This window comes from Pseudomonas sp. GW823-FHT04A03 (assembly GCF_058796615.1).
The window spans coordinates 883276-910055 of sequence record NZ_JBXAIV010000001.1 but is presented as its reverse complement, the minus strand read 5'-3'; the positions used below and the strand labels follow the sequence as shown (position 1 = coordinate 910055).

The 26780-nt window shown below is 60.1% G+C and carries 20 protein-coding genes; 10 read left to right on the top strand and 10 right to left on the bottom strand.

The window, feature by feature from the left end:
* Positions 1–2 precede the first annotated feature (2 nt).
* The 6 genes from AC1Q9F_RS03835 to AC1Q9F_RS03810 all read right to left on the bottom strand — a co-directional run bounded on the left by AC1Q9F_RS03835 (position 3) and on the right by AC1Q9F_RS03810 (position 9029).
* Positions 3–1079, bottom strand: coding sequence for a GGDEF domain-containing protein (locus AC1Q9F_RS03835; RefSeq protein WP_492618906.1), 1077 nt, complete (start codon positions 1077–1079; stop codon positions 3–5).
* Positions 1063–1941, bottom strand: coding sequence for a DUF4434 family protein (locus tag AC1Q9F_RS03830; protein WP_492618907.1), 879 nt, complete (start codon positions 1939–1941; stop codon positions 1063–1065). The genes AC1Q9F_RS03835 and AC1Q9F_RS03830 overlap by 17 nt, the downstream gene beginning before the upstream one ends.
* Positions 1941–5099, bottom strand: a complete 3159-nt coding sequence (locus tag AC1Q9F_RS03825) for an NfrA family protein (RefSeq protein ID WP_492618908.1) — start codon at positions 5097–5099, stop codon at positions 1941–1943. The genes AC1Q9F_RS03830 and AC1Q9F_RS03825 overlap by 1 nt, the downstream gene beginning before the upstream one ends.
* Entirely contained in the window at positions 5096–7270 is a 2175-nt protein-coding gene (gene nfrB, locus AC1Q9F_RS03820) for a cyclic di-3',5'-guanylate-activated glycosyltransferase NfrB (RefSeq protein WP_492618909.1), read from the bottom strand. Before nfrB ends, AC1Q9F_RS03825 begins: the two co-directional genes overlap by 4 nt.
* Positions 7267–8421 carry a non-hydrolyzing UDP-N-acetylglucosamine 2-epimerase gene (wecB, locus tag AC1Q9F_RS03815; protein ID WP_492618910.1) on the bottom strand — a complete coding sequence of 385 codons (1155 nt, stop codon included), beginning with the start codon at positions 8419–8421 and terminating at the stop codon, positions 7267–7269. Before wecB ends, nfrB begins: the two co-directional genes overlap by 4 nt.
* Positions 8422–8597: 176 nt before the next feature.
* Positions 8598–9029, bottom strand: coding sequence for a thioredoxin family protein (locus AC1Q9F_RS03810; RefSeq protein ID WP_492618911.1), 432 nt, complete (start codon positions 9027–9029; stop codon positions 8598–8600).
* Between the two features lie 338 nt (positions 9030–9367).
* Between AC1Q9F_RS03810 and AC1Q9F_RS03805 the strand changes: the two genes are divergently transcribed.
* The 8 genes from AC1Q9F_RS03805 (at position 9368) to AC1Q9F_RS03770 (ending at position 15855) form a co-directional block, all read left to right on the top strand.
* Positions 9368–10216 (top strand): transporter substrate-binding protein, encoded by an 849-nt coding sequence (locus AC1Q9F_RS03805; RefSeq protein WP_492618912.1) that lies wholly within the window; start codon positions 9368–9370, stop codon positions 10214–10216.
* A gap of 51 nt (positions 10217–10267) precedes the next feature.
* A complete protein-coding gene (locus AC1Q9F_RS03800; protein ID WP_492618913.1) occupies positions 10268–10930 on the top strand; it encodes an amino acid ABC transporter permease in 663 nt (220 codons plus the stop codon).
* A gap of 9 nt (positions 10931–10939) precedes the next feature.
* A complete protein-coding gene (locus AC1Q9F_RS03795) occupies positions 10940–11602 on the top strand; it encodes an amino acid ABC transporter permease (protein WP_492618914.1) in 663 nt (220 codons plus the stop codon).
* Positions 11599–12396 carry an amino acid ABC transporter ATP-binding protein gene (locus tag AC1Q9F_RS03790; RefSeq protein WP_011334480.1) on the top strand — a complete coding sequence of 266 codons (798 nt, stop codon included), beginning with the start codon at positions 11599–11601 and terminating at the stop codon, positions 12394–12396. The genes AC1Q9F_RS03795 and AC1Q9F_RS03790 overlap by 4 nt, the downstream gene beginning before the upstream one ends.
* Before the next feature lie 31 nt (positions 12397–12427).
* Complete coding sequence (locus AC1Q9F_RS03785) at positions 12428–12817, top strand: RidA family protein (RefSeq protein WP_492618915.1); 390 nt, start codon at positions 12428–12430, stop codon at positions 12815–12817.
* A 78-nt stretch (positions 12818–12895) separates the two neighbouring features.
* Positions 12896–13660, top strand: a complete 765-nt coding sequence (locus tag AC1Q9F_RS03780) for an IclR family transcriptional regulator (RefSeq protein ID WP_085745508.1) — start codon at positions 12896–12898, stop codon at positions 13658–13660.
* A 39-nt stretch (positions 13661–13699) separates the two neighbouring features.
* Positions 13700–14920, top strand: coding sequence for an amino acid deaminase (locus tag AC1Q9F_RS03775; protein WP_492618916.1), 1221 nt, complete (start codon positions 13700–13702; stop codon positions 14918–14920).
* On the top strand, positions 14920–15855 hold the full coding sequence (locus tag AC1Q9F_RS03770) for a sugar kinase (protein WP_492618917.1): 936 nt from the start codon (positions 14920–14922) through the stop codon (positions 15853–15855). Before AC1Q9F_RS03775 ends, AC1Q9F_RS03770 begins: the two co-directional genes overlap by 1 nt.
* Before the next feature lie 49 nt (positions 15856–15904).
* Here the strand turns inward: AC1Q9F_RS03770 and AC1Q9F_RS03765 are convergent, their stop codons facing one another.
* Together AC1Q9F_RS03765 and AC1Q9F_RS03760 are read right to left on the bottom strand one after the other, a co-directional pair.
* Entirely contained in the window at positions 15905–16180 is a 276-nt protein-coding gene (locus tag AC1Q9F_RS03765; RefSeq protein WP_007952044.1) for a peptidylprolyl isomerase, read from the bottom strand.
* 50 nt (positions 16181–16230) lie between these two features.
* On the bottom strand, positions 16231–18768 hold the full coding sequence (locus tag AC1Q9F_RS03760; RefSeq protein WP_492618918.1) for a PAS domain-containing hybrid sensor histidine kinase/response regulator: 2538 nt from the start codon (positions 18766–18768) through the stop codon (positions 16231–16233).
* Between the two features lie 127 nt (positions 18769–18895).
* Between AC1Q9F_RS03760 and AC1Q9F_RS03755 the strand changes: the two genes are divergently transcribed.
* Entirely contained in the window at positions 18896–20002 is a 1107-nt protein-coding gene (locus AC1Q9F_RS03755) for a PilT/PilU family type 4a pilus ATPase (RefSeq protein WP_492618919.1), read from the top strand.
* 126 nt (positions 20003–20128) lie between these two features.
* Positions 20129–23935: a hypothetical protein gene (locus AC1Q9F_RS03750; protein WP_492618920.1), complete on the top strand. Its 3807-nt coding sequence runs from the start codon at positions 20129–20131 to the stop codon at positions 23933–23935.
* A gap of 46 nt (positions 23936–23981) precedes the next feature.
* Here the strand turns inward: AC1Q9F_RS03750 and AC1Q9F_RS03745 are convergent, their stop codons facing one another.
* The gene (locus tag AC1Q9F_RS03745) at positions 23982–25937 is read right to left on the bottom strand and encodes an acetoacetate--CoA ligase (protein ID WP_492618921.1); all 1956 of its coding nucleotides are present in this window, start codon (positions 25935–25937) and stop codon (positions 23982–23984) included.
* A 63-nt stretch (positions 25938–26000) separates the two neighbouring features.
* A complete protein-coding gene (gene hbdH, locus AC1Q9F_RS03740; RefSeq protein ID WP_007952053.1) occupies positions 26001–26774 on the bottom strand; it encodes a 3-hydroxybutyrate dehydrogenase in 774 nt (257 codons plus the stop codon).
* Positions 26775–26780: the final 6 nt, after the last annotated feature.

The following is a 26780-nucleotide window of genomic DNA, read 5'->3' as shown; positions in this document are numbered from 1 at the left end:
CCTCATTGATGAAAAGTGTACCGGTCCTTGCCGGTATGCTTTGACTCGTACAGTGCTTCGTCAGCCTTAATCAGGGCCTGGTTTAGGGTGTCGTCATCTTCGACCCGGGCCAGACCGATGCTGATGGTCACCGGGTGCCGGGTCGGTTGCTCACGCACCACCCGGCACAACTCCCCGGCCAGCGCCTCGACATCTTCGCGGCGCACACCGGCCAGATAGATCGCAAATTCCTCACCGCCCAATCGTGCGTATTCGAAGTGTGACATCACGGTTTTGATGTCCGCGGCGATGCGCTTAAGCACCTCATCGCCGATGTCGTGGCCGTACACATCATTTACTTTCTTGAAGTTGTCGATGTCGATCATCGCCAGGTAATGGTCGTGTTCGCGCGGCACGGCTTGCAGGGTTTTTCCGGCGCGGGTCATGAACGAGCGGCGGTTGGGGATTTCAGTGAGGGTGTCGTTGTAGGCCTGGTCCAGCAACAGCTTGGACATGATGTAGTTGTAGAGCTTGGCCTCGCGGAGCTTCAAAAACGTATAGATCGTCAACCCGCAGAGAAACACGGCGTAAGCGATGGTCATCACGCCTTTGAGTTCGAACAGCCCGACTTCGGTACCAAAAAACGGATTGAGCACCAGCCAGATCACCCCTTGCGAGGTGTAGAACGACCAGCGGCTGATGGGCAAAACGGAGATGCTGTAGAGCATGCTCGAGGCGCCCAGCACCAGCCACGCAGGTTGAAAGCTTGCGGGCAGGCCGTCGATCAGCAGTCGGACGCCAAGGGTCATGGCGACGATGAACAGGATGTTCAGGATGTCGAAATGGGCGGCCTTTCGCGTGAACAGCAGAATGACCGCCTGAATCGAAAACACCGTCAGAAACACCATCGAGCGCCAGGTAAAACCTTGCCCTCCAAGGAAGCTGACGATCAGATCGAAGACAATCCAGACACTGATGCTTGCCAGATAAATCAGCAGGCAGAACCTGTGCAGCCGCTCGAATTCATGCTGGATGAACTCGCTCCACAGCTCGGCGGGCGCAGTCTTTTTCAGGACTTCGTCTTCAATGGTTTTGTACATTGCTGCCCGGATGCTTGCGTTGGTTATCGAGGATGACCGAGCCCCACGGTCGGTAGCGCAGGGAAAACACCGCGTTCTGATGGCAGCCGGTCGAGGTCGCATCCGGGCTGGCCGGTTCGGCACGGAAAGGCTCGCCCTCACGGCTGACCTGCCGGAAGGCTTCGCGCACTATCCCCACGGAACAGGGCAGCGCACTGGCGTAACCGTTGCGCACCAGTGGTGACAAACGACCGGTGCCCGCGCCGTCCTGCCACCAGACCTGCGCACCGGCCGCCGTCAATTCGCCCAGCCATTGACCGTTGACCGCCGGGGCCAGCTTGCCGGCGCTGAAGGCGCTGACATGCAGCGGCGCATCCAGCTTCGCGGCAAAGTCCTTTAACTGACGCTGAAGTGTGGCCCGTCGATCTGCCGCCAGAAAGTGCAGGTCGTCAAGTTCCAGCGGCAGATACCAGCCGCTGACCGGCAGCTTCCAGTCCTGGCGCAGTTTCTGCTGCTGGGCCAGCGATTGCCCCAGTTGCGCCTGCCAGTAGGCGCCGAGGCCGGCGCTGTCGAGTTCATCGATCCGTTTGTAGTAAGCCGGGTCCATCGCCAGGCCGAGCACCAGTTGCAGACCTTGTCGCTGAGCGAGTTTCAGGCTGTTGGCGAGCCAGCCATTGGCGCCGCCGAAGTCCGAGTTGCCATAGGCCGTCCACTGCACGATCACGGTACGCGTGCCTTGTTTGGCGGTGTCTCGCCAGACTTTCTGCCACTGTGCCTGGGTCAGGCCGGCATCGACATTCAGCGGCTGATAGAACACTCGTTCATCGGCCTTGGCGACAGTGGCACTCATCAGCAGGCACAAACACAACATCCATCGAGCCATCAGAAATTCCACTCCACGCCCAGCAGCACACCGTTGCCGCCTTCATACAGATTGCCGCCCAGCGACTGTTGATATTCGGTGCGAACCGTCAGTTTCGAGCGGTAGGCGTTGTAGCGATCCTCGTCGTACCACCATTGCCAGCGCAGGCCGACACCGGTGCGCAGGTCCTGGCGCCAGTCGTTGCTCGGGTCCTGGCTGGCAAACTCGAGGAAGCCGTAAGGCATGATGGTCTGGGCTCCGCTGAACGGCAGTTTCCAGGCGTGACCTTGCTGGAAGCGCGACAGCCACTGGTGATCGCCGGCCTTGGTCCACCATGCGGCATCGAGGTAGAGAAAGCGCTCGTCCCATTCGTTCTCGTCGACCCGCCAGTCGTTGCGGTATTTGCCCTGATCAAGGAATGAGGCGGTGGCGCGCAGCAGATAGTCCGTGTTCGTGCGTCCGTAACGGTCGAAGTCATGACCCTGATCCCAGACTTTTCCGGGGTTGAACAACTCTCCCAGACGCATGCCATGCTCCGCGTCGTCGCTGACCTCGCTCTGCTTGTAGATTTCCGCGTAGAAGTTGATGTTGGCCGTGCCCCAAGGCTTGTAACGCAGGCCGACGCCGGCGGCGACCGATTCGAAGTAGCTGGAGCGGCCCTGGCCGCCGAGCAATCCACGTCCATAGATCGACAGCGTACTGCCGGCCCGACTCGGCTCTTCACCCAGCGCGTGATCCCACATCGCGACCTGAACGTTCTGCGAGCGGGTCACTCGTTTGCTGCCTTCGCTGTCATCCGGGCGCAGAAAGTCGTTGGTCGAAACTCCGGCCGGTGACCAGGTGCTGGCAACGGTGAAACTGTCACGCCGCGACAACGCCTCATGGGCGCGGCGCTGACGGTAACGCCGGGCTTCCATGCTGCCGTCTTCATCATCGGCCGCCACCGGATTCTGCTCCAGATCGATCACCCGACGCAGTTCCTTGCGCGCGGAGGCGCTGTCTTCGACTTCGTCGTAGCGCCAGGCGAGGGTTTCGCCGAGGCGGTAATCCTCGGGGAAATTCCGGGTCGCCTGTTGCAGGTACGGAATCGCCGTGGCGCGCTCTTCGCGGGTTTCGGCACCGGCCAGACGCATCCCGTAGTCGGCGCGATAACGCGGGTTGTTCGGCTCGCGGCGTACCGCTTCGGCCAGCCATGCAGTGCTTTGCGGCAGGTCCCCGGCCTTTTGCGCAGTGACCGATGCGGCGTAGAAGTGCCCGGCATCCGGTGCCTGCTGCAGAGCCTGACGCTGGCGTTGCAGTGCCTGGGCGTGATCACCCCGCGCGTCGGCGATGGCTGCGCCGAGCGCCCATTCATTGGCGCCGCGCGTGGTGCTCTGTTGCCAGTAGGTTTCTGCGGTCTGGCTGTCGCCGACATTCAGCGCGCTGCGACTGGCTGTCAGGCGGGCGTTGTCGCTGAGTTCGGCGGTCGGGAAACTGCGCCAGATGGCCAGTGCGCCGGCAGAATCACCGGCCGCTTCCAGGGCATAGGCCAGCGGCAGACGACTGCCGCGATCGCCGAGCTTTTCAGCCTGCTGGTAATAGACGACGGCTTCACCCGGGCGATCAGGCATGGCGCAGCGACCGAGCGCGCGGTAATCGCCAGCCGCTTGCGGGTGGCTGCCGATGGCTTGCTGCACGGCGTCGCACTGGCCGGTCTCCGCGAGTTGCGCGAGCAGTTGGCCACGCGTGGCACCGTCCACCCGGTTGAGCAGCAGCGCCATACGCCGCTGTTGCTCTGGTGTCGTGGAAGGCGTTGCGGCGTACAAACCGGCCAGACGCTGCAACGCCGTCGCCGGCAAACGCCCGTCATGACGATCGAACGCAGATTCCAGCAACTGTTGAGCATGTGCGCGATCACCTGCATTTACCGCCAGGTAAGTGGCCTGATTGAGCGAGGAAAGATTGCCGGTTTGCCGGTAATGCAGTTCCCACAAGGTTTCCGCTTCAATCATCCGTCCCATGCGCTGCGTCAGTTCGGCTCGGCGCTTGACGATATCGGGCGTCTGTTTCTGCCCGGCCAGCCAGGCGTTGACCTCGGCGCTACGACCTTGCTCCTGCCAGATGTCGAGCACCTGCGTTTGCCGACGGCTGTCCCAAGGCTCCGGTAGACGGATGCTTTGCAGCAGATCCGTGGCTTGCAGGCGCTGGGCGAGTACCAGCCAGGTCTGTGGATCGTCCGTCGGCGAGCAGCTGCGCAGTTGCTTGAGCGCCGCTTCGGGATCCTGCCGCGACAGCCATTCGGCGGTTTCCAGGCAGGGCCGTTGCAGATCGTTGCTCAGGCGCTGCACGGTAGGCACGTCTTCGGTCTTGCGCGCCAGTTCCCACAGTCGCTGACGTTGCGCTGGATCGGCGAGGTCGCTGGCTGGCAGCGACTGCATCCAGCGTTGGGACTGTTGCTCGTGGCCCATGGCGATGGCGCGGTCGACCATCGCCAGGCGAATGTTGCGCGCGGCCTCAGGACTCGGCGCCTGTTGCAGCAGTTGCTGCAGCGGCTTTTCATCGAGGCGTTGTACGTAGGCGTTGGCCAGTCGTTGCCAGCCTTCGGCGTCCAGTTCTTTGCGCGCGGCCAGCGGCGCCAGTTGGTCGATGGTGCCGCTCCAGTCGCGCAATTGCTCCGACCAGTTGGCGCGCGCCAGACGCAGGATATTGTCATCACCCTTGGGCGCCAGTTGTGCCAGCCAGTCATGGGCCTTGGCTGCGCCGCCGAACTTGGCCAGGCTCAGGCTGTAAGCCTGCCACAGGCGCACGCGGTCATTCAGGCTGCTGGTGGCCATCCAGCTTTCAACTTGTGTGCTGGTCGGCGGGTCCTGTTCGATCCAGGTCAGGCGCAGGTCGAGCAGGGCGTTGCTGTCGTCCGGCAATGCTTGCAGCGCTTCCTTGTAACGGCGTTGCTTGGCCAGGGACTCCACCAGCAGTGCCCGGGCCTCGTCGTTCTTTGGGACCTTTTCCAGCAAGTGGCGCATCAGTCGTTCGACTTCTTTCCAGTTGCCCTTTTTCGCCTCGCGATAGCTGCGGTCCATGTAGGGATAGCTGCGGAACTGTTCAAAGTCGCTCAGCGGTGCAGCCTGCAGCGGATACGCGGTGCTCAGGCCCAGCAGCAGGCTGCCCATCAGCAGGGTGTGACGATGCACAGGCTTCATGCGACCTCCCGGACAATGCGGTAGGCGGCTTGCTGTTCGCTGGCCTGATCGGCGAGGGCCTGTTCCAGTACTTCCTGGGTGATCATGCCCCGGGAAATCAGGTGTTCGCCGAGTGACATCTTCTCGGCATCGAAGTCGATCAGCGCCTGATTGAACAGGGTGGGCGGCACCATCCCGCGCACCTGCAACAGATTGCCCAGCAGCACCTGATGGCGGCTGACCCGTTCCAGCAGGGCTTCATCGTCCTGATGGCGCTCAAGCACTTCGAGCATATGACGCACTTCCTCATTCTGTCGGGGGCTGGCGTACCAGTAACGAATCCCCAATGTGACGCGGCCCTGGGGTGCTAGACGGCTGCGCACCGGGCGTTTCAATTGACGGCTGATGGCGCCCAGCGAGACCTGACTGACCGGACCTTCGGAGGCCAGAATCAGCGTGTCGCCTTCTTCTGCCACGGGCAGAACTCCGTAGTGGGAAGCGACCCGGCGCGGCACCGTATCGATCAAGCGTTTGTCGAGCTTGAACGGATTGAGTGGTGCCCATTCCAGATCCAGCTGTTCAGCCAGTGTCTCGACGAGCTGAGTGCTGTCGATGTACTCACGCAGCAACAGTTCGCGGCCAAGTCGACGGCGCACTGGGCTGGTAATCGCCGCTTCCAGTTGTTCTTCGGTAAGCAGGCCTTTCTCCACCAATCGATGGCCGAGTGGCGTGCGCTGCGCCTTGGTCAGCGCCGGGAATTCGTGGGTAGTCTTGTCCCAGGCCACGCGTCGTGAATCGCCCATTTCCATGACCTGACGCAGGGCGCGCAGGTTGGCGAAGAAGTTGACGAAGTTGCTCCACATCATGCGCGGCGCTGACAGCAGACCTTCAACCAATCCGTAGTAACGCGTGACAAACCAGCCGCGCTGGAACAGGCGATTGAGCAGCATCAGGCCGTTGAGCCACAGCAGCACCGAGAGCAGCGAGCTGTCGGCGAGGATCGAGGGATAGCGCCACGAGTCCGGCGAAATGATCGTCACCGCCCACATCGCCAGCAGCACCAGGAACAGCAGGTTCACCAGAAAGCTCAACAGGTAGGCGATCAGCCCGCGACGGTCGCGCCACAGGAAGTAGTTGAGCAGCCCCTTGCGGCTCCAGCCGAGGTTCTTGGTGCCCTGGAACACGATGCCGACAATCCACCGGGATTTCTGCCGGATCGCGTGTTGCAGGTCACGGGGGAAGTGTTCCCGGACGCAGATCACCTGGGAGAATTCGCGATTCATGCCGAACACCCAGGGTTGCTCCAGCGCCAGTTTCGGATCGCTGACCGAATAACGGGCGAAGATGCATTTCATGCCTTTCTGCTTGAGGCGGAAACCGATGTCGTAGTCCTCGGTGAGACTCTGCACATCGAAGGCAATACCATCGCCGTCTTCCAGCAGGGCGCTGATGGCCTTGCGGCTGAAGCACGTCCCGACGCCGGCGCTTGGCACCTGACCTGTGAGAGCTTCGCGAACGATGACGTCCTTGCCGTGGTTCTCCGCGAATTCATCGACGTAGTGCCCGGCGGTGAAGCCTTTCCACTCCGGCGCGTAGGGGTAGACCGGAATCTGGATCAGGTCCTTGTTCGGCAACAAGTAGTTGTAGAGGCGCAATTCCATCGGTGAAATCACGTCTTCGGCATCGTGCAGGATGAACCCGGCGAACTGGATTTTCGCTTCGCTCTCGAAGCGCAGGATTGCGTCGATGATGTTGTTCAGGCAGTCGGCCTTGCTGGTCGGGCCGGGTCGGGCGCACACCACTTTGTGCACGTTGGGGTAGTGCTGGCAGACCGCGTCGACATCCGCCTGGGTTTCGGCATCGTTGGGGTAGGTGCCGACGAAAATCTGATAGTTCTCGTAGTCGATGGTCGAGGCGGCCAGACGCGCCATTTCACCGACCACGCCGACCTCGTTCCACGCCGGCACCATGATCGCCAGCGGCTTTTCGGGAATCGAATACAGGCGTTCCTCGTCGGCTCGCTTGAATTTTTCGTAGATCCGCCAGCGCCGGATGAGCTTGCGGCTCCAGTACACCAGATCGATGAACAGGTCATCGAGACCGAGGATGAACATCAACAGGGCGAGCGCAATCGCTACATATTTGAGACCGAACAGCACATACGCGAAGAAATCGACCCAACCCAGGCTCATACCCCGTTACCCGCCGCCGAGTGTGCGCTCAGCCAGGCGTGGAGGCGGGTGGCGATCAGTTCACTGGCGTGACCGTCGCCATAGGGGAAGTGCACGCGACTCATGCGCGCGTAGGTGTCCGGGTCGTCCAGCAGTTGTCGGGCTTCCTTGACGATGCGCGCCTTGTCGGTGCCCACCAGCAGCATGGTGCCGCTCTCGAGCACGGACGGTCGCTCGGTGACGTCGCGCAGCACCAGCAGTGGTTTGCCGATGGCCGGGGCTTCCTCCTGTACGCCGCCGGAGTCGGTCAGGATGAAGTGCGCGCGGCCCATCAGCCAGACAAAGTTCGGATAGTCCTGCGGTGGCACCAGATAGATGTTGGGTTTGTCGGCCAGCATGCCGTACACCACCTCCTGCACCAGCGGGTTGAGGTGCACCGGATAAACGAATTGCACGTCCGGGTATTGCTCGGCGAGTTCGGCCAGGGCCTGGCAGATATTGCGGAAACCGTCGCCGAGATTCTCCCGTCGATGGCTGGTGACCAGAATCATCCGGCGCTGATCATCAATCGCCGCCAGAGGCGAATCGGCGGGCGGATGCCAATCGATCTCCTGCTGGTGCTTGCGCATCCAAAGCAAGGCATCGATCACGGTGTTGCCGGTGATTTCAATGTTGTCTTCAGGTACGCCTTCGCGCAGCAGATTGGCGGCGGACTTGGAGGTCGGCGGGAAATGCAGGTCGGTAATCACGCCGGTCAGGCGTCGATTCGCTTCCTCGGGCCAGGGCGCGCGCAAGTTGCCGGTACGCAAACCAGCTTCGACGTGACCGATGGGCAACTGGCGATTGAAGGCGGCGAGGGCGGCGATGAAGCTGGTGGTCGTGTCGCCGTGGACCAGCACGATGTCCGGTTTGACCCGTTCGTAGGCCTGATCGAGCTGGGCGAGCAGGTGCTGCGACAGACCGTTCAGGGTCTGGCCCTGGGTCATGACTTGCAGGTCTTCGTCGACCGTCAGTTCGAACGCGTCCAGCACCTGGGTGAGCATCTCGCGATGCTGGCCGGTGGAGCAGATGTTGAGTGTGATGTCGGGCCACTGACGCAGAACCCGGGCCAGCGGGGCCATTTTGATGGCCTCCGGGCGAGTACCGAAAACCATCATGACGTTAAAGGACATTAGACCCCTCCTGGGACGAAGCAAGGCTGCGACCAGAGGGCCGGCAGCACTTGTCTCTTTCTGAGAAATAAAGAAAAGCAGCCGGATGGGAGCTTGTCCAATCCGGCTTCGAGGCTAGTTGTTACAGATCAATTGGAACGACGGTGCCATTACCTGATGGCTCTTAGGTGGCACTTTCAGGAAAAGTTCCATCGTTTTGCGCGGGGGATGGTGCAGAGGGTGCTGAGGGTGTGGCGAAGCCAGTTCAGGTCATGGGTCGGTTTGCGCAGTGCAGCGGGGTGCCGGGTTTTGCCGAGGAATCGGGTGAAGTCTTGCAGGAGGGATTCCTCCGTACCGATGCCTTCCAGCTTTTTGAGCAGGACGCCTTCCTTGTAGAACAGCACCATCGGTGTGCCCGTGACATCCGGATGCCGACAACACTGTGCTGTATCGAGCATGAAGATATCCATCCAGGACCGAAAGGGCTTGGCGATCTCGAGAAACACCGGGCCGGAAGATATACACGCACCGCAGTGCTGGTTGAAGAAATAAAGGACAACAAGGCGCCTGGCTTTCAATACCTTTTGGTACGTAGGGGGCAACGCTGAATATCGAGTCGGCGTCGTCATCGGAGCCTCCTTTATTCGATGTGCTGGACAGTACGACGTTAGGGGAGCCGCGGCCGTTGCCGCAACTGTCAGAGTTGACAGGTGCAGCCCGCGCCCAATCGTGCATCGCGCACCAGAATGTGGCCCGGCTACCCGCCATGTGTGGCGCAAAGTAGCGAAGTGCGGAATCACTTTTGGTTACACCGATCCGCGGGTTACCTCCATCTCTTTGATTCAAAACAAATTTCAATCCATTGCAGATTCCCCGCGAATCCTGTGGCACACTTTCTGCTGTCTATTCCGTAGTAACAAACCGTGTTCCGGTATAGCGGAATAAACAATCCTCTGGAGTGCTTGCCATGCATCGCCGACCTTCCTTGTTCAAAGCGTGTGTTTTTGTTCTTGCGGCTTCGACCGCTGTCATGGGTATGGCCCAGGCGGCCGACAGCAAGCTGGACAGCGTCCTGGCCCGTGGAAAACTGATTGTGGGGACCGGCAGCACCAACGCGCCGTGGCACTTCCAGGGCGCGGACGGCAAGTTGCAGGGCTTTGATATCGACATCGCCCGGATCGTGGCCAAAGGTCTGTTCAATGACCCAAGCAAGGTCGAGTTCGTAGTGCAGTCGTCCGATGCGCGGATTCCCAACCTGCTGACCGACAAGGTCGACATGAGCTGCCAGTTCATCACCGTCACCGCCAGCCGCGCGCAGCAAGTGGCGTTCACCCTGCCGTACTACCGCGAAGGCGTCGGCCTGCTGCTGCCGAACAACAGCAAATACAAGGAAATCGAAGACCTGCAGGCCGGTGGTGACGGCGTGACCGTGGCCGTGCTGCAGAACGTGTACGCCGAAGAGCTGGTGCATCAGGCGCTGCCCAAGGCCAAGGTCGATCAGTACGACAGCGTCGATCTGATGTATCAGGCGGTGAACTCCGGTCGCGCCGATGCCGCCGCCACCGACCAGTCTTCGGTCAAATACCTGATGGTGCAGAACCCTGGCCGCTATCGCAGCCCGACGTACGCCTGGAGCCCGCAGACCTACGCCTGCGCCGTCAAACGTGGCGATCAGGACTGGCTGAACTTCGTCAACACCGCCCTGCATGAGGCCATGACCGGCGTGGAGTTCCCGACCTACGCCGCTTCGTTCAAGCAATGGTTCGGTGTTGATCTGCCATCGCCCGCCATCGGTTTCCCTGTCGAATTCAAATGATCCCGTGAGAGTGGGGCGCGCTGATGCGCCCCGCTCAAGGTACTGCCGACCATGAACTATCAGTTGAACTTTGCCGCCGTGTGGCGCGATTTCGACACCTTGCTGGCGGGGCTCGGTCTGGGCCTCGAACTGGCGCTGGTGTCGATCGCCATCGGCTGCGTGATCGGCCTGCTGATGGCGTTTGCCTTGCTGTCGAAGCATCGCGCCTTGCGGGTGCTGGCATCGGTGTATGTGACGGTGATCCGTAACACGCCGATTCTGGTGTTGATTCTGTTGATCTACTTTGCGTTGCCGAGCCTGGGGACCCGGCTGGACAAGATCCCGTCGTTCATCATCACCCTGTCGCTGTATGCCGGGGCGTACCTGACCGAAGTGTTCCGCGGTGGTCTGTTGAGCATCCCCAAGGGCCAGCGCGAAGCGGGGCTGGCCATCGGTCTGGGCGAGTGGCAGGTGAAAGCCTACGTCACCGTGCCGGTGATGTTGCGCAACGTGCTGCCGGCGCTGTCGAACAACTTCATTTCGCTGTTCAAGGACACCTCGCTGGCCGCCGCGATCGCGGTGCCGGAGCTGACCTATTACGCGCGCAAGATCAACGTCGAAAGCTACCGGGTGATCGAAACCTGGCTGGTGACCACGGCGTTGTATGTCGCGGCCTGTTACCTCATTGCCATGCTGCTGCGTTACCTCGAGCAGCGTCTGGCAATCCGCCGATAGGAGGCTGCGATGTACGAATCCCCCAGTTGGTTGCATGAGTTGTGGATTGCCCGCGAAGCCTTGTGGCAAGGCTTTCTGACCAGCGTGCAGGTGTCGGCGCTGGCGATTCTGTTCGGCACGTTTATCGGCGTATTCGCCGGGCTGGTGCTGACCTACGGCAAGTTCTGGATGCGCGCGCCGTTCCGCTTTTATGTCGACCTGATTCGCGGCACGCCGGTGTTCGTGCTGGTGCTGGCCTGCTTCTACATGGCGCCGGCGCTCGGTTGGCAGATCAGCGCGTTTCAGGCGGGGGCCTTGGGTCTGACGCTGTTTTGCGGCTCGCACGTGGCCGAGATCGTGCGCGGTGCGTTGCAGGCGTTGCCACGCGGGCAGATGGAGGCCAGCAAGGCCATCGGCCTGACGTTCTATCAGTCCCTCGGCTACGTGCTATTGCCTCAGGCGCTGCGGCAGATCCTGCCGACCTGGGTCAACTCGTCCACGGAAATCGTCAAGGCCTCGACCTTGCTGTCGGTGATCGGCGTGGCCGAGCTGTTGCTCAGCACCCAGCAGATCATCGCCCGGACGTTCATGACCCTGGAGTTTTACCTGTTCGCCGGTTTTCTGTTCTTCGTCATCAACTACGGCATCGAATTACTCGGCCGGCACATTGAAAAGCGGGTGGCCCTGCCATGACTCAAGCTCAAGTTTCCAACGTCCAGAACGGTCAGCCCCTGCTGGACATCCGTGGCCTGCACAAACAATACGGCGCGGTCGAAGTCCTCAAGGGCGTCGACCTGAGCATGCAGCGCGGCAATGTGGTGACGCTGATTGGCTCCAGCGGCTCGGGCAAGACCACGCTGCTGCGCTGCGTGAACATGCTGGAAGAATTCCAGGGCGGGCAGATCCTGCTCGACGGCGAATCCATCGGCTATGACGAACTCAACGGCAAGCGCGTGCGCCACCCGGAAAAAGTCATTGCCCGTCATCGTGCGATGACCGGCATGGCGTTCCAGCAATTCAACCTGTTCCCGCACCTCACCGCGTTGCAGAACGTCACGCTCGGCTTGCTGAAAGTCAAAAAGATGCACAAGGACGAAGCCGTGGCCCTGGCCGAAAAATGGCTGGAGCGGGTCGGCCTGCTGGAGCGGCGCAATCACTTTCCCGGCCAGTTGTCCGGCGGTCAGCAGCAGCGCGTGGCGATTGCCCGGGCGATTGCGATGAACCCGAGCCTGATGCTGTTCGACGAAGTCACCTCGGCCCTCGATCCGGAACTGGTCGGCGAAGTGCTGAACGTGATCAAGGGCCTGGCCGAGGACGGCATGACCATGTTGCTGGTGACCCACGAAATGCGTTTTGCCTTCGAGGTCTCGGACAAGATCGTTTTCATGAATCAGGGACGCATCGAAGAGCAGGGGCCTCCGAAGGAGCTGTTCGAGCGTCCTCAATCGCCGCGGCTGGCGGAATTTCTCAAAAGCACGCGGTTTTGACTTTTCACTTTTTCAATCAGGAGAAACACCCATGAGCATTACTCGTTACGGCACCGGCAGCACCGCCGCTGGCGGCCAGCCTCGTCCATTCGCCCGCGCCGTTGAGGCCGATGGCTGGCTGCACGTTTCAGGGCAGGTGCCGGCGGTGGATGGCGAGATCATTGTGGGCGGCATCGTCGAGCAGACGCACCAGACCATGAAGAACCTGATCGCGATTCTCGAAGAGGCCGGTTATGGCCTGGAAGACGTGGTACGCGTTGGCGTATGGCTGGACGATCCGCGGGATTTCACCAGTTTCAACAAGGTCTTCGGCGAGTACTTCAAGCCCGAACACGCACCGGCCCGGGCCTGTGTGCAGGCGAGCATGATGGTCGACTGCAAGGTCGAGATCGACTGCATTGCATACAAGAAGAAGGCCTGAGTATCGACCGCTCCCGCGCAGAGCGTGGGAGCGATCTTTCGCGATAAACTCCCGGCACTTTGAATGGGAACCACTGAAATGACCGAAGACACCATCAAGCGCCGGGCACGCGGTCTGGACCGGGCGTTCGATATCCTCGATTTCCTCAAGGAGATCGGCCAGCCCCTGCGTCCGAACGACATCGCCAACGGCATCGGCAGCCCGAAATCCACGGTCTACGAACTGGTGGCGTCATTGCTCGAACGGCGGATTCTGGAGCCGGTGGGCAAGGACGGTCACGTCTATCTCGGTCGTCAGCTGTACTTCCTCGGCCAGGCGCACTTGCGTCATTTCGACCTCAGTCGCGAGGCCGATCACGCCTTGCAGGAGATCGTCAGCCAGACCCGGGAAACCGCGCAGATGTGCCTGCTCAACGGGCGCAAATACACGGTGGCGCTGATGAAGGAGGGCGAGCGGCATTTCCGCATTTCTTCCGATATCGGTGAAAACGCGCCGATCCCGTGGACCGCCTCCGGTCGCCTGCTGCTGGCGCACTTGAGCGATCAGCAGATCAGCGACCTGATCGACCCTGACGACTTCATCCTGCCGGGTGGCGAACGCCTGCCGATGGAGACGTTTCTGGCGGAAATCCGTCAGGCCGGCATCGACGGTTTCTTCTCCTTCGACAGTGTCGCCGACACCTTCACCCATTGCTTCGCCGCCCCGGTCAAAGACCCTCAAGGCGTGGCTATCTGCACCCTGTGCATCGTCGCCCCGCGCGCCGATGCCAAGACTAATTACAACGACTATCGCCGGGTCTTGATCGAGAGCGCCAACAGCCTCGCCCGGCGAATCAACGAATAACCGCGCCTGCCTGCGGGCGCGACTGTGAGGAGTTCGACCATGACGACTGCCAACAACACTGCTGCCGTGGAAAAGGGCGATGCCGCCGTCGGCGCGCAACTGGTGCGTGACATCAGCCTGCCGGCGCTGGTGCTGCACCGCGAAGCGCTGGAACACAATATCCGCTGGATGCAGAAATTCGTCAGCGACAGCGGCGCCGAACTCGCGCCCCACGGCAAGACCAGCATGACCCCGGCGCTGTTTCGTCGTCAGCTCGACGCCGGCGCGTGGGGTATCACCCTGGCCAGCGCCACCCAGACCCGCGCTGCATACGCCCACGGCGTGCGTCGGGTGCTGATGGCCAACCAACTGGTCGGCACGCCGAACATGGCGTTGATTGCCGATCTGCTGGCGGCCGATTCCGGCTTCGATTTCTATTGTATGGTCGATCACCCGGACAACGTCGCCGATCTGGGTGCCTATTTCGCATCGCGCGGTGTGCGCCTGAACGTGATGATCGAGTACGGCGTGGTCGGTGGCCGTTGCGGTTGCCGCAGCGAGCAGGAAGTCATCGAGCTGGCCAATGCCATCGGCGCGCAACCGGCGCTGGCCCTGACCGGCATCGAAGGTTACGAAGGCGTGATTCATGGCGATCACGCCGTCACTGGCATCCGTGAATTCGCCGCCTCGCTGGTGCGCCTGGCGGTGCAGTTGCAGGACAGCGGCGCGTTTGCTATCGCCAAGCCGATCATCACTGCGTCGGGTTCGGCCTGGTACGACCTGATCGCCGAATCGTTCGAAGCGCAGAACGCTGGCGGGCGTTTCCTCAGCGTGTTGCGCCCCGGCAGTTACGTCGCTCACGACCATGGCATTTATAAAGAAGCGCAGTGCTGCGTACTCGACCGTCGCAGCGATCTGCACGAAGGCCTGCGCCCGGCGCTGGAAGTCTGGGCTCACGTGCAGTCGATGCCGGAGCCGGGCTTTGCCGTGATAGCTCTGGGCAAGCGTGACGTGGCGTTCGATGCCGGGATGCCTGTACCGTTGCTGCGTTACAAGGCCGGTGTGTTGCCGGCGGTGGGCGACGATGTCGGCGCCTGCAAGGTGACGGCGGTGATGGACCAACACGCGTTCATGACCGTGGCGCCGGGCGTGGAATTGCGCGTGGGCGACATCATTTCCTTTGGCACTTCCCACCCATGCCTGACCTTCGACAAGTGGCGCGTGGGGCTGCTGGTGGACGAGCAGCTATCGGTGATCGAAACCATGGAAACCTGTTTCTGATGAACACGCTCAGTCCATTGGGTCCGAACACCCCGCGCATCGCCCTGATCGGCGAATGCATGATCGAACTCCAGCAACGTGCCGATGGCAGCCTGCAACAGAGCTTTGGCGGTGACACGCTGAACACGGCGGTCTATCTGTCCCGCGCCATGGGTGACAAGGCGCAGGTCGATTACGTCACGGCGCTGGGTGATGACAGCTTCAGTGACGCGATGTGCCGCATTTGGGCCGACGAAGGCATTGGCCTGGATCTGGTCCAGCGTTTGCCCGGTCGTTTGCCGGGCCTGTATTGCATCCAGACCGATGCCGCCGGTGAGCGACGCTTTCTGTACTGGCGCAACGAAGCCGCCGTTCGCGACTGTTTCACCACGCCAGCCGCCGCACCGATTCTGGCGGCGCTGCCGGATTACGACGTGCTGTATTTCAGCGGTATCACGCTGGCGGTACTCGGTGCGCAGGGGCGGGAAAAACTGATCGAGACCTTGATCGAAGCCCGTCAGCGTGACGCGCGAATCGTCTTCGACAACAACTATCGGCCACGCCTGTGGGCTTCGGTGGAAGAGGCGCGGGCGGCGTATCGCAGCGTGTTGCCTCACGTCGATCTGGCATTGCTGACGGTGGACGACGAGCAGGCGCTGTTCCATTTCGAAGACTGTGACGCGGTGTTTGAAGCGTACGCGCAGATCGGCACGCCGGAAGTGGTGCTCAAGCGCGGCGCTGAAGCCTGTCTGATCCATTGCAACGGCGAAGCGTTTGAAGTGCCGGCGCAGAAGGTCGAGAAGGTGGTGGACACCACGGCGGCGGGGGATTCGTTCAGTGCGGCGTATCTGGCGAGTCGCTTGTCGGGGGCTAGCCCTGCGCAGGCGGCGGAGGCGGGGCACCGCTTGGCCAGTCAGGTCATTCAAGTGCCTGGGGCGCTGATTCCCAAGGATTGATGCCGATCCCTGAAGGCGCTGCCGAAAGCCGCGCCTTCAGGGCACTGGATCAATCGCGGTAAAACACTTGCACCAGGTGATACCCAAACTTGCTCTTGATCGGCCCGTGCACGGTGCGCAGCGGTTTCTTGAAGATCACCGCATCGATCGCACCGACCATCTGCCCCGGCCGCACTTCACCCAGATCGCCGCCGCGCTTGCCGGACGGGCAGGTCGAAAACTTCTTCGCCAGCACATCGAACGCTTCACCGTTGGCGATGCGTTGTTTGAGTTTTTCAGCCTCTTCGGCGGTTTTCACCAGAATGTGGCGGGCTTGGGCTTTCATCGTGCAATACCTGTAGCGGGGTGACGGCGGGGCGCGGATTATGCCTCAAGTCACGGATTTTGGCTGATCATCGTGCGGATCTTGCCGGCCAGCTGTTCGATGGAAAACGGTTTGGCGACCATGTCCATGCCGTCTTCGAGAAAGCCCTGGCGCTCGGCGGCTTTCTGCGCGTAACCGGTCATGAACAACACCTTGAGCCCCGGACGATGCTGGCGGGCGATCTCCGCCATTTGCCGGCCGTTCATGCCCGGCAGGCCGACGTCGGTCACCAGCAGGTCAACCCGCAGATCCGATTCGAACAGCGGCAGGGCGCCCTTGGCGTCTTCGGCTTCATGGGCGCGATAACCCAGCTCCTTGAGCAGGTCCATGACCAGCATGCGCACCGCCGGATCGTCCTCGACCACCACCACGGTTTCGCCGGTGGCTAAAGCGGGGGCCTCGCTGACCGTTTCGATCACCGGCCGCTCCGGTTCCAGTGCATACAAACGAGGCAGGTACAGGCGCACGCAGGTGCCCTGACCGGGTAGGCTGTCGAGGCTGACGTGCCCGCCGGATTGCTGGGCGAAGCCATAAATCATCGACAACCCGAGCCCGGTGCCCTGGCCGATCGGCTTGGTGGTGAAGAACGGATCGAACGCTTTGGAACGTACCGAAGGCGTCATGCCGGTTCCGTTGTCGCTCACCGCGAGCATCAGGTAGTCGCCGGCCTTTACCGGCTCGAGGGTGGTGATGTCGTTGCCGTCGAGGTAGACGTTGGCCGTTTCGATTAGCAGTTCGCCACCGTCGGGCATGGCATCGCGGGCGTTGATCACCAGGTTGAGCAGGGCGTTTTCCAGTTGGCTGACATCGGTGCTGACCGGCCATATGTTGTCGGCCAGGCGCAACTTGAGCTCGATCGGATCACCCTTGGTGCGGCGGATCAGGTCTTCCAGCGAGTGGATCAATTCATTGACGTCGATGGTCTTGCGATCCAGCGACTGGCGGCGGGAGAACGCCAGCAGACGGTGGGTCAGTGCCGCCGCGCGGTTGGCCGAGGATACCGCCGCGTCAGTGAAACGGCCGATCTCATCGGCGCGGCCACTGGCGATGTAGCGCTGCATCAAATCGAGGCTGCCGATGATGCCTGTCAGCATGTTGTTGAAGTCGTGGGCGATGCCGCCAGTGAGCTGGCCGACCGCTTCCATTTTCTGCGCGTGGCGCAGAGCGTCTTCGGCGCGCTCGCGTTCGAACATCTCGTTCTGCAAACGCTGGTTGGCCTGGGCCAGTTGTTCGGTGCGCGCGCTCACGCGTTCCTCAAGGGTTTCATTGAGGTTGCGCAGCGCTTCTTCGGTCTTTTTGCGTTCTGTTTCGTCGATCACGAAGATGTAGAAACCGTTCACCGCACCGTCCGCGCCGTGGCGCGGCAGGTAGTTCATCAAGGCATGCCGCTGGCTGCCGTCGCGGTGCGGCGTGTACAGGCTGAACGAGCAAGGGCGGCCGGCCAGCGCTTCAGCAATGTATGGCGCCCGCAGGAAATAGGCCTCTTCGCCGATCACATCGCGGATCGTGCGACCGTACAGCTCTTGAGGCGTGAGCCCGTACCAGTCGAGGTACGCGGCGTTATTCAGGCGAAAGCGTTCTTCGTGGTCGACATAGCTGATCAGGATCGGCATGGCGTTGATGATCAGTTGCAGCTCGGTCTGACTTTGACGCAGTGCCTGCTCGGTGTGCTTGCGTTCAGTCAGGTCCAGCGCGGCGCCGAGAAAACGCATCGGCCGGCCATGATGATCCTTGTAGCAGCGCCCGCGCGCGAACACCCAGCGCAGCTCGCCATTGGCTTGCAGCAGGCGGTATTCCTCGGCGTATTCGGTGCCGTGGGTGATGCAATGCTTGATGCTGCGGGCAATCAGCGCGCGGTCTTCCGGGTGCACGCCGTGCAGGTATTCGCTGATCGGCAACTGACCGGCCAGCGCCGGATCGACACCGTGCAACTGGGCGAAATGTGCGTCGGCAATGAAGCGGTCTTCGCCGATGTCCCAATCCCAGGTGCCGACCGCATCGGTGGCTGCCAGCGCCAGTTGCAGACGTTCTTCGCTTTCGCGCTGGGCCTTGAGGCTGTCTTCGGAACGTTGCTGCAGTTCCAGGGCGATGCGCCGGCGTTCGTTGGTTTCGATGGCGGTGACCAGAATGCCGGCCACTTGCGCGCTTTCGTCGCGGATCGGGCTGTAGGTCAGGTCCAGCCAGAAGTCGGAATCCTGTCCGTCCCGCTGCAGGGTAAAGCGTCGTTCGCTGTAGGTTCGCACCTGGCCTTGTAGGACGGCGCTGTAAATCGGGTCGGTAAAGTCTCGAAGTTCCGGCCATATCTGGTGTGCCGGTTGTCCGAAAGCGTGCGGATGCTTGCTCCCGGCGAGCAGTGCAAAGCCGTTGTTATAGATCTGGGTGAGTTGCGGTCCCCACAACAGCAGCATCGGCATCGGCGAGTGAATCACGATGTCCACCGCGGTGCGCAGGCTCTGTGGCCAGGTGCCGGCGGCGCCCAGCGGGCTGCGGCTCCAGTCGGTGCGGGTAATCAATGCCTGGGCGTCGTTGGTGTTCGGTACAGCGTTCATCACATCAATCCTGGGCGTCGGTCGGTGAGGCGGCGTCTACTATCCTAGTGCGGTAGACGCTGTAAGGCCCGTCGCGTCACGACGCACGGTCTTAAGTTCATTGAAAGCTTCGCAGGTGCTTTTGGCCATGGAAATCGATGCACTGCTCAAACAACTGGCGAGCCGCCACGGTTCGGATCTGTTCCTGTCCACGGGCGCACCGCCCAGTGCGCGGTTCGACGGGGTACTGACGCCCTTGAGCGATCAGCCCTTCAAACCCGGCGAGGTGGCAACTGTCGCCGCCTCCCTGATGGACGCCGAACAGCGTCGGGAGTTCGACCGGGATCTGGAAATGAACCTGGCGATTTCCCGCACCGGGATCGGCCGCTTCCGGGTCAACATCTTCAAACAGCGCAACGACGTGTCGATCGTGATCCGCAACGTCAAACTCGACATTCCGCGATTCGAGGACCTGAAACTGCCGTCGGTGTTGCTCGAATCGGTGATGCTCAAGCAAGGCCTGATCCTGTTCGTCGGCGCCACCGACTCGGGCAAGTCCACGTCGCTGGCAGCGCTGATCGACCATCGCAATCGCCACAGCAGCGGGCACATCATCACCATTGAAGACCCGGTGGAATACATCCATCGCCACAAAAAATCGATCATCAACCAGCGCGAAGTCGGGGTCGATACCCGCAGCTTTCACGCTGCGCTGAAAAACACCCTGCGTCAGGCGCCGGACGTGGTGCTGATCGGCGAAATCCGTGACCGCGAGACCATGGAACATGCGCTGGCCTTCGCCGAAACCGGGCATCTGGTGCTGTCGACATTGCACGCCAACAACGCCAATCAGGCGCTGGACCGGATCATCAATTTCTTCCCCGAAGAGCGCCGCCCGCAATTGCTCCACAGTCTAGGCAATCATTTGAAGGCCTTCGTTTCCCAACGTCTGGTGCGCACGCTTGATGGCCAGCGACGGGCGGCAGTGGAAGTCATGTTGGGGACGCCCACCATTGCCGACCTCATTCGTCGCAATGAACTGGGGGAGTTGAAAGTGATCATGGAAAAGTCCGGGGAACTGGGCATGCAAACCTTTGATGACGCACTTTACAAGTTGGTGGCTGAGGGTGTCCTGAGTGCACAGGAAGCACTAAAGCATGCTGACTCAATTAATAATTTGAAACTGAAACTGAAACTTGCACACCCGGGAGATGTATCCGGCTCAAGTGCTGGTGAATGGGGGTTGGTGGACTAAGGCGTAGTTTGACTTTGCTTTCTATGGCTTGAAATTTCGCCTCATAAATAACGGCTGGAAAGTTTGTTCGGTGAAAGTAATATCGCGCCGGCCAAACAGGCACGTTTATTTACTGATGGGGAAGTTATGAGTTTTGAAATGAAAGGGAAGTTCTTCAAATATGCAGTTGGTGCGAGCATGCAACAGCGCCTGGATGCAGATGCTTTAGAGCGCAATCTGGTATTGGCCGAACTGAAATCGTGTCTTGCGAACTACCCTGAAAAACAGATTATTCTGGGATGGGACTATCAGATCGAGTTGAAGAAGAACTCGTCCTTGTATGACATCCATGCACCTGGACAAATGCTCCTGATCAATCTGACCCGTACGGTTGCCATGCGTAGCTATATGCTGGGTTTGACGGGGAGCGACAGTCCGTCGATTTGCGTGACGCAATCCGGGAAAATGGAAGTGTCCGCCGAGGATGGCTGGATAGATTTCAAGGAACACAGCAATAACAAGGGACTGGGGTTTGATCACAGTGTGTTGTCGCTAATCACTGATATCGCCAAAGAGGCGGGAGGGTACGTATGGACAGACGATGAAATAACAGTAGAGCAATGGCTGGGATTTCATGGTTTTGATGTGCCAGATACGGTGGCGCAACTGAAGAATCTGATTGAATATTTTGAGTTTGAGTTTCCCGAAATCGACAGTCTCGGTAATTATTGGGGGCAGCTTGTTGCGGATGACTCGGCACTCATTACTTTGTCCGCCGAGCAGTGCCTGGCAATGAGAAATATCACGGGACAACAAATGCCCCGTGACACCAAACTGTTGAGCAATCTGATGGCTGGTTCCCGGTCAGGGATCGCAGTACATGACAACGCAGCTGTCTTGTTAAAGCAGTTAATCGGTCATGCGACTTCGAAAAGTTGGGCTCTTTCATGCTTGCAGCGCCTCGGTTGGTTCGGATCGCAAGCAGGAGAGACGATCTCTGATTCACAACTTGGCCAGCTGTTGGCAACTGCCATGTTGCTGGATATCAATCCATTTATTGGCAAGCAGCAGAACAGAAAGTCTGTAGGCAGCTATGAAATGTACTCGCCACGCCATCTTGGCAGGCCTGCATCTGTAGTTCTGGAGGGGCTGCGCGATCATATGGTGACCAATCAATGGGTCAGCCACGACGCAGCACCTCTGGCGATTCACTTGTGCCTGGCACAGATCGCCCCCGAATTCATTGTCAGGCAGGTTCCGACATCGATCGCGATCGGGTCGCTCGAATGGGTGGCTTTCTGTCGGGGTGTCGCTTTGGTTGAAGCGGTCGTTCAAGGCGCCGCGCGGGTGATGACTTATGCGCAGGTCATGGCGTACGCGCAGCTGGAACCGGTCAGCCAGGCGCTGGCCGATGTGCATACGCTGGCATTGATCGATCCGATCGTGGACTGGGCGTTGATCAACGCGATCGTCACTGAAGTCGAATTCAAACAGGACGAAAAAACGACGACACAACGGGCTACAGCGGCCTATCAGCAGTATGTAGCGAATTTCTCTCAGGTCAGCCACGCCTATTCCACGCCACTACCTGATCGCAGAGCCATCGCCAGGTCCGCGCTGGAGCATGCAGCCCCAAGCTGTGACTTCCTGGAAAAACCTTTACTCAATCAGCGACCGGGACTTGGGGCGTCGCCGACTATCATGTCGATGATCGACTTGCATATGTCCGGCGATCTCGCAAAACGGGAATGGGATTTCCGTGCCGTTTTTCAGGACAGCAAAGCACCCGATTTGCTATCCCAGATCTCTGGAAACAAAAAACCTGCGCTTCACGATCCATCGGTCGTGAGTATTTATAACCGTTATCCGGAATTGCTGTGGTTGACTGATAACAACCTCGAATTCAATCGGCAATTGCGCAGCTATCTGAATGAGTTGAATGCAGCACTGGCTACTACGCTCAAACTGGCGCTGTCGCGTATGTCCTATTTCGATCTGCAAGACGTGTTGCGCGCAGAGTTGACGTTTTTTACCGTGCGAGACTCGGCGCTGCAGACCCGTACGGTCCCGCTAGGGGACGGGCACGTCTTTAGAGCGAACTGGGAGACTCAAGGGGACAAAGATGCAGTCACTGGGCGTTTCGGCATTGTCATGTGTGCCTCCCATCGCGGCAAACTCACGTGCTTTGAGCTGTTTACCTTGAGCGGCGATATTCATCGCAATGATGATCTGGGAAAATTCATCGTTCAAAGCGGAAAACTCAACTTACCGCCACGAGCGGATTTCAAGGGTGACTTGAAATACGAGGGGGCAGTAACACCCAAGGAGCGTCTGCCCATCAACCGCAAGTGTTATATCGAAGGAGTGGTGAACGATTTTCGTGTGACCAGCAGTGTAGCGATTATCGACAAGCTGATTGCATTGCCCGCACCGGCCACACCTACGATTCCGAAGCACAGTGAATTTCAGAACTTCTCTGATCCCAGGATTGAACAGATCTCGGCGCTCATCGTACTCCGTCACCCCCTGATGACATTCGAACAACTGAAAAAAAGCGCCACCTCACCTACTGAACTTGAGCGAGAGCGAGCCAGAGGAGAGGCGGTCGCAACGTACATTGTGGACCTCGTCGTACCGTTCAAAAAGTGCATACAGGATCTGACTTCCGGGGAACACAACCGAATTATCGACGGCGTCTATGGTTGTGCCATGGATGCCATTGCACTGGTGGGCACCGTTGCGGGTGTTGCCAGTAAAACAGTTTCGATCGTGTCAAAGGCTACTACTCTGTCCATCAAGCTGGGACACCTTGCCAAACTGGCAATTGCCACCGGGATTTCCATCTTTAATCCTTTGGATGACCTGCCTTCAATCGTGCGTGGCACAGGCAGACTGGTCTATAAGGGCGGGATGCGTTTAAGTCGGCAGACCCAGGAAATCATTGCACTGGCCAAATCGCAGATGAGGCATATCAAAGGCGCCAACAAGTCTGGGGAGTTTGTCGATGCCGGCACCCAGCTCATTGCCGGGCAAGGCAACTGGCGCCCGAAAGCATCCGGTGCAGAAACGTTGACGGTAGTGGCTGCGCGCAAAGACTTTTACTGGTATGCACTTGATCGTAGCGGCAAAGCCTGGGGACCAAAGCTGAACAGTTTTACTGTCGATGCTCCGTTCAGAGTGAATCTTTTCCATAAAACATTGCCGATCAGTTACACCCGTGCCGTCATTGAAAAAAGCTTGCCGAAAGCCAAGGCCAAGATTGAAGAGGCAATCAAGGCTTTGAGTGATCGCGGCTTTGCCAAAGACTGCGACTTCATACTCAAAGCGTTTTTGGGCAGCAACAGCTCGGATGTCAAAGACCGGTTGTTGAAATACCTGAAGCTGATTCGTACCGATTTCGCCGGCTTTTCCCTGAGCAATCTGATTCTTGATCCGTACAAGGACAACGGTAATCTTGCGGCCTTCAATCCTCAGCTGTACCAGCAATGGGTTACCGCCGTCCCAGGCGAGCGGGCTAACGTGACGTTCATGGAAGTCTACACGCGCAATCTGAACGCTCATTTCATCGGCCACGGCTACAACCACGAAGTAGTGGCGGATGACCTGATTCACGAAATGCTGCATGGCGCAGCGCAGACGAAGGATGTCAGCTACGCCAACGATACTGCCAAGAGCGGCAGCACTTACCAGATGCTGGACGTAGCACCGCTGCTCAATCTCGCCAGCGGCAAACTGGCGACGGGTGAGGACGGTGCCACGACGCAATACCACTCGGCAACTCAGGCCGTTGAAAACGCTGACTCACTGGCCTTGGTCATCTCGTTGCTCGACCAGTACTACACCGACAACGTCGAATTCGAACGCAATCGCTACACCGTTGAGCAGTGTCTCGCCATCCGTCGTACCGGTGCGATTGCCGAACCGGTGGTGCTGACCCTAAACCGTCCTGAATAATCCGCCTGCATTGCAAAACAGCGCACCTGTCACAGGAGCGCTGTTTTCAGTGGTTCAACTCCGGTCGATCGCGAAACTGCTCAAGCGCTTCAGGATTGGCCAGCGCATCGGTGTTTTTCACCGGTTCACCGTGCACCACATTGCGCACGGCCAGTTCCACCACCTTGCCGCTGATGGTGCGCGGAATGTCGGTGACCGCGACGATCTTCGCCGGCACATGGCGCGGTGTGGTGTTGGCGCGGATCACCTGACGAATCTGCTGTTGCAGCGTGTCATCCAGCGCTACGCCTTCCTTGAGGCGAACGAACAGCACCACCCGCACGTCGTCCTGCCACTGTTGGCCGATGGCGACGCTGTCCAGCACTTGCGGGACTTTCTCCACCTGACGGTAGATCTCCGCCGTACCGATGCGCACGCCGCCGGGGTTGAGCACGGCGTCGGAGCGGCCGTGAATCAGCATCCCGCCGTGGGGCAGCTGTTCGGCGTAGTCACCCTGGGCCCAGACGCCGGGGAACTGGCTGAAATAGGATTTGCGCAGCTTCTCGCCATCCGGATCGTTCCAGAGTCCGATGGGCATCGCCGGGAATGGTCGAGTGCATACCAACTCACCTTTTTTGCCGATCACCGGTTGCCCGGCGTCATTCCACACTTCCACCGCCATGGCCAGGCTCTTGCCCATGATCTCGCCCCGGCGGACCGCCGACATCGGGTTGCCGTTGACGAAGCAGGACACGATGTCCGTACCGCCGGACATCGAGGACAGGCACACGTCCGGTTTGAAGTCGCGATAGACGAAGTCATAACTCTGTGGCGACAGCGCGGAGCCGGTGCAAAGCAGGGTTTTCAGGTGGCTCAGGTCGTAGCTTTCGCGCGGCTTGATGCCGCTGCTTTCCAGGGTCGCGAGGAATTTCGGGCTGGTGCCGAACACGCTGACTTGCTCGTCGTCGAGCAGCTCCAGCAACCGCTCGTTGTCCGGATAAAACGGTGAGCCGTCATACAGCACCACCGCACTGCCGACCGCCAGCGCCGACACCAGCCAGTTCCACATCATCCAGCCGCAGGTGGTGTAGTAGAACAGACGGTCGCCGGGGCCCAGATCGACATGCAGCCCGTGTTCCTTGGCGTGTTGCAGCAACACGCCGCCAGTGCTGTGAACGATGCATTTCGGCACGCCGGTGGTGCCGCTGGAATAGAGCACGTACAGCGGATGATCGAACGGCACCGGGACGAATTGCGGCTCATCGCCGGGTTCGTAGAAATCGTCCCACAACGTGACGTTGGCGGATGTCCGGTAATCCGTCGCATGGGCGTGGGGGCGCGCGTAAGGCACGATGATCAGCTGTTGCAGTGAAGGCAGTTGTTCGAGGATTTCATTGATCTTGACGGTCTGGTCGATCTCTTTGCCGGCGTAACGGTAACCGGCACAGGTGATCAGCACTTTCGGTTCGATCTGGCCGAAGCGGTCGATCACGCCGTGGGTGCCGAAGTCCGGCGACGAGCACGACCAGATCGCCCCGAGACTGGTGGTTGCGAGCATCGCCACCAGGGTTTGCCAGGTGTTGGGCATGCACGCTGCAACCCGGTCGCCGACCACGACGCCTGCCGCTTGCAGGCTGGCCTGAAACCCGGCGACTTGCTGGGCCAGCTCGGCCCAGGTCAGCAATTCGCGCTGGCCGTTTTCGCCGATAGCGATCACGGCGATGGCATCGTCGCGGCGACTCAGCAGGTGTTCAGCGAAATTCAGGGTGGCGCCGGGAAACCATTCGGCGCCCGGCATTTTCAGGCCTCCACGCAGAACGGCGTCCGGCTGGGTGTGAAAACTGATGCCGAAGAAATCCACGATCGCTTGCCAGAACGCTTCGCGCTGGTCGATGGACCATTGATGCAGGGCCGGGTAGTCGTCGAGCTTCAGGTGGTGGCGCTGATTGATGAAGCGCCGAAAGCCGTCCATGCGGGACCGGGCAATGCGTTGGGCATCGGGCTGCCAGAGAATGTCGGACATGGTTTGCCTCTTATTGTTGGTCAGAAGGCTCCCACGACAGCGCGGGAGCGATCAGTTGCAAGCTTACTGCGCCAGCCACCCGCCATCGATATTCCACGCCGCGCCACGCACTTGGCTACCAGCTTCGCTGCACAGAAAGAGCACCAGTTCACCCAGATGTGCTGGCGTGACGAACTCCAGCGACGGCTGTTTCTCGGCCAGCAGATCGTGTTGCGCCTGCTGCGGGTCAACACCTTTGGCCGCGCGATCGTCGATCTGCTTCTGCACCAGCGGCGTCAGCACCCAGCCCGGGCAGATGGCGTTGCAGGTGACGTTGCTGGCGGCGGTTTCCAGGCCGACCACCTTGGTCAGGCCGATCACGCCATGTTTGGCCGCCACATACGCAGCTTTGCCGGTGGAACCGACCAAGCCATGCACCGAGGCGATGTTGACGATCCGCCCCCAGCCCTTGGCGCGCATGCCCGGCAGGCTCAGTCGGGTGCTGTGAAACACCGATGACAGGTTGATCGCGATGATCGAGTCCCAGCGCTCTACCGGAAATTCTTCCACCGCCGCGACGTGCTGGATGCCGGCGTTGTTGACCAGAATGTCCACGCCGCCGAACTCGCGCTCGGCGTAGGCGATCATGTCGGCGATCTGCGCCGGGTCGCTGACGTCTGCCGGGTGATGGCCGACCTTGCCGCCGAACTGCTCGACTTCAGCGATCACCTTCGATGCATCACCAAAACCGTTGAGGATCAGGTTAGCCCCAGCCTTGGCCAGGGTCAGGGCGATGCCCAGCCCGATGCCGCTGGTGGAGCCGGTAACCAGTGCGGTCTTGCCAGAAAGAGTCGTCATCAATAC

Excerpts from the sequence above, each read along its gene's own strand:
- AC1Q9F_RS03800 (WP_492618913.1), top strand. The coding sequence starts at position 10,268 with ATGAACTATCAGTTGAACTTTGCCGCCGTGTGGCGCGATTTCGACACC.
- AC1Q9F_RS03750 (WP_492618920.1), top strand. The coding sequence starts at position 20,129 with ATGAGTTTTGAAATGAAAGGGAAGTTCTTCAAATATGCAGTTGGTGCG.
- AC1Q9F_RS03835 (WP_492618906.1), bottom strand. The coding sequence starts at position 1,079 with ATGTACAAAACCATTGAAGACGAAGTCCTGAAAAAGACTGCGCCCGCC.
- AC1Q9F_RS03795 (WP_492618914.1), top strand. The coding sequence starts at position 10,940 with ATGTACGAATCCCCCAGTTGGTTGCATGAGTTGTGGATTGCCCGCGAA.
- hbdH (WP_007952053.1), bottom strand. The coding sequence starts at position 26,774 with ATGACGACTCTTTCTGGCAAGACCGCACTGGTTACCGGCTCCACCAGC.
- AC1Q9F_RS03825 (WP_492618908.1), bottom strand. The coding sequence starts at position 5,099 with ATGAAGCCTGTGCATCGTCACACCCTGCTGATGGGCAGCCTGCTGCTG.
- AC1Q9F_RS03810 (WP_492618911.1), bottom strand. The coding sequence starts at position 9,029 with ATGACGACGCCGACTCGATATTCAGCGTTGCCCCCTACGTACCAAAAG.
- AC1Q9F_RS03790 (WP_011334480.1), top strand. The coding sequence starts at position 11,599 with ATGACTCAAGCTCAAGTTTCCAACGTCCAGAACGGTCAGCCCCTGCTG.
- AC1Q9F_RS03780 (WP_085745508.1), top strand. The coding sequence starts at position 12,896 with ATGACCGAAGACACCATCAAGCGCCGGGCACGCGGTCTGGACCGGGCG.
- AC1Q9F_RS03765 (WP_007952044.1), bottom strand. The coding sequence starts at position 16,180 with ATGAAAGCCCAAGCCCGCCACATTCTGGTGAAAACCGCCGAAGAGGCT.
- AC1Q9F_RS03755 (WP_492618919.1), top strand. The coding sequence starts at position 18,896 with ATGGAAATCGATGCACTGCTCAAACAACTGGCGAGCCGCCACGGTTCG.
- AC1Q9F_RS03760 (WP_492618918.1), bottom strand. The coding sequence starts at position 18,768 with ATGAACGCTGTACCGAACACCAACGACGCCCAGGCATTGATTACCCGC.
- AC1Q9F_RS03830 (WP_492618907.1), bottom strand. The coding sequence starts at position 1,941 with ATGGCTCGATGGATGTTGTGTTTGTGCCTGCTGATGAGTGCCACTGTC.
- AC1Q9F_RS03805 (WP_492618912.1), top strand. The coding sequence starts at position 9,368 with ATGCATCGCCGACCTTCCTTGTTCAAAGCGTGTGTTTTTGTTCTTGCG.
- AC1Q9F_RS03775 (WP_492618916.1), top strand. The coding sequence starts at position 13,700 with ATGACGACTGCCAACAACACTGCTGCCGTGGAAAAGGGCGATGCCGCC.
- AC1Q9F_RS03770 (WP_492618917.1), top strand. The coding sequence starts at position 14,920 with ATGAACACGCTCAGTCCATTGGGTCCGAACACCCCGCGCATCGCCCTG.
- wecB (WP_492618910.1), bottom strand. The coding sequence starts at position 8,421 with ATGTCCTTTAACGTCATGATGGTTTTCGGTACTCGCCCGGAGGCCATC.
- AC1Q9F_RS03745 (WP_492618921.1), bottom strand. The coding sequence starts at position 25,937 with ATGTCCGACATTCTCTGGCAGCCCGATGCCCAACGCATTGCCCGGTCC.
- AC1Q9F_RS03785 (WP_492618915.1), top strand. The coding sequence starts at position 12,428 with ATGAGCATTACTCGTTACGGCACCGGCAGCACCGCCGCTGGCGGCCAG.
- nfrB (WP_492618909.1), bottom strand. The coding sequence starts at position 7,270 with ATGAGCCTGGGTTGGGTCGATTTCTTCGCGTATGTGCTGTTCGGTCTC.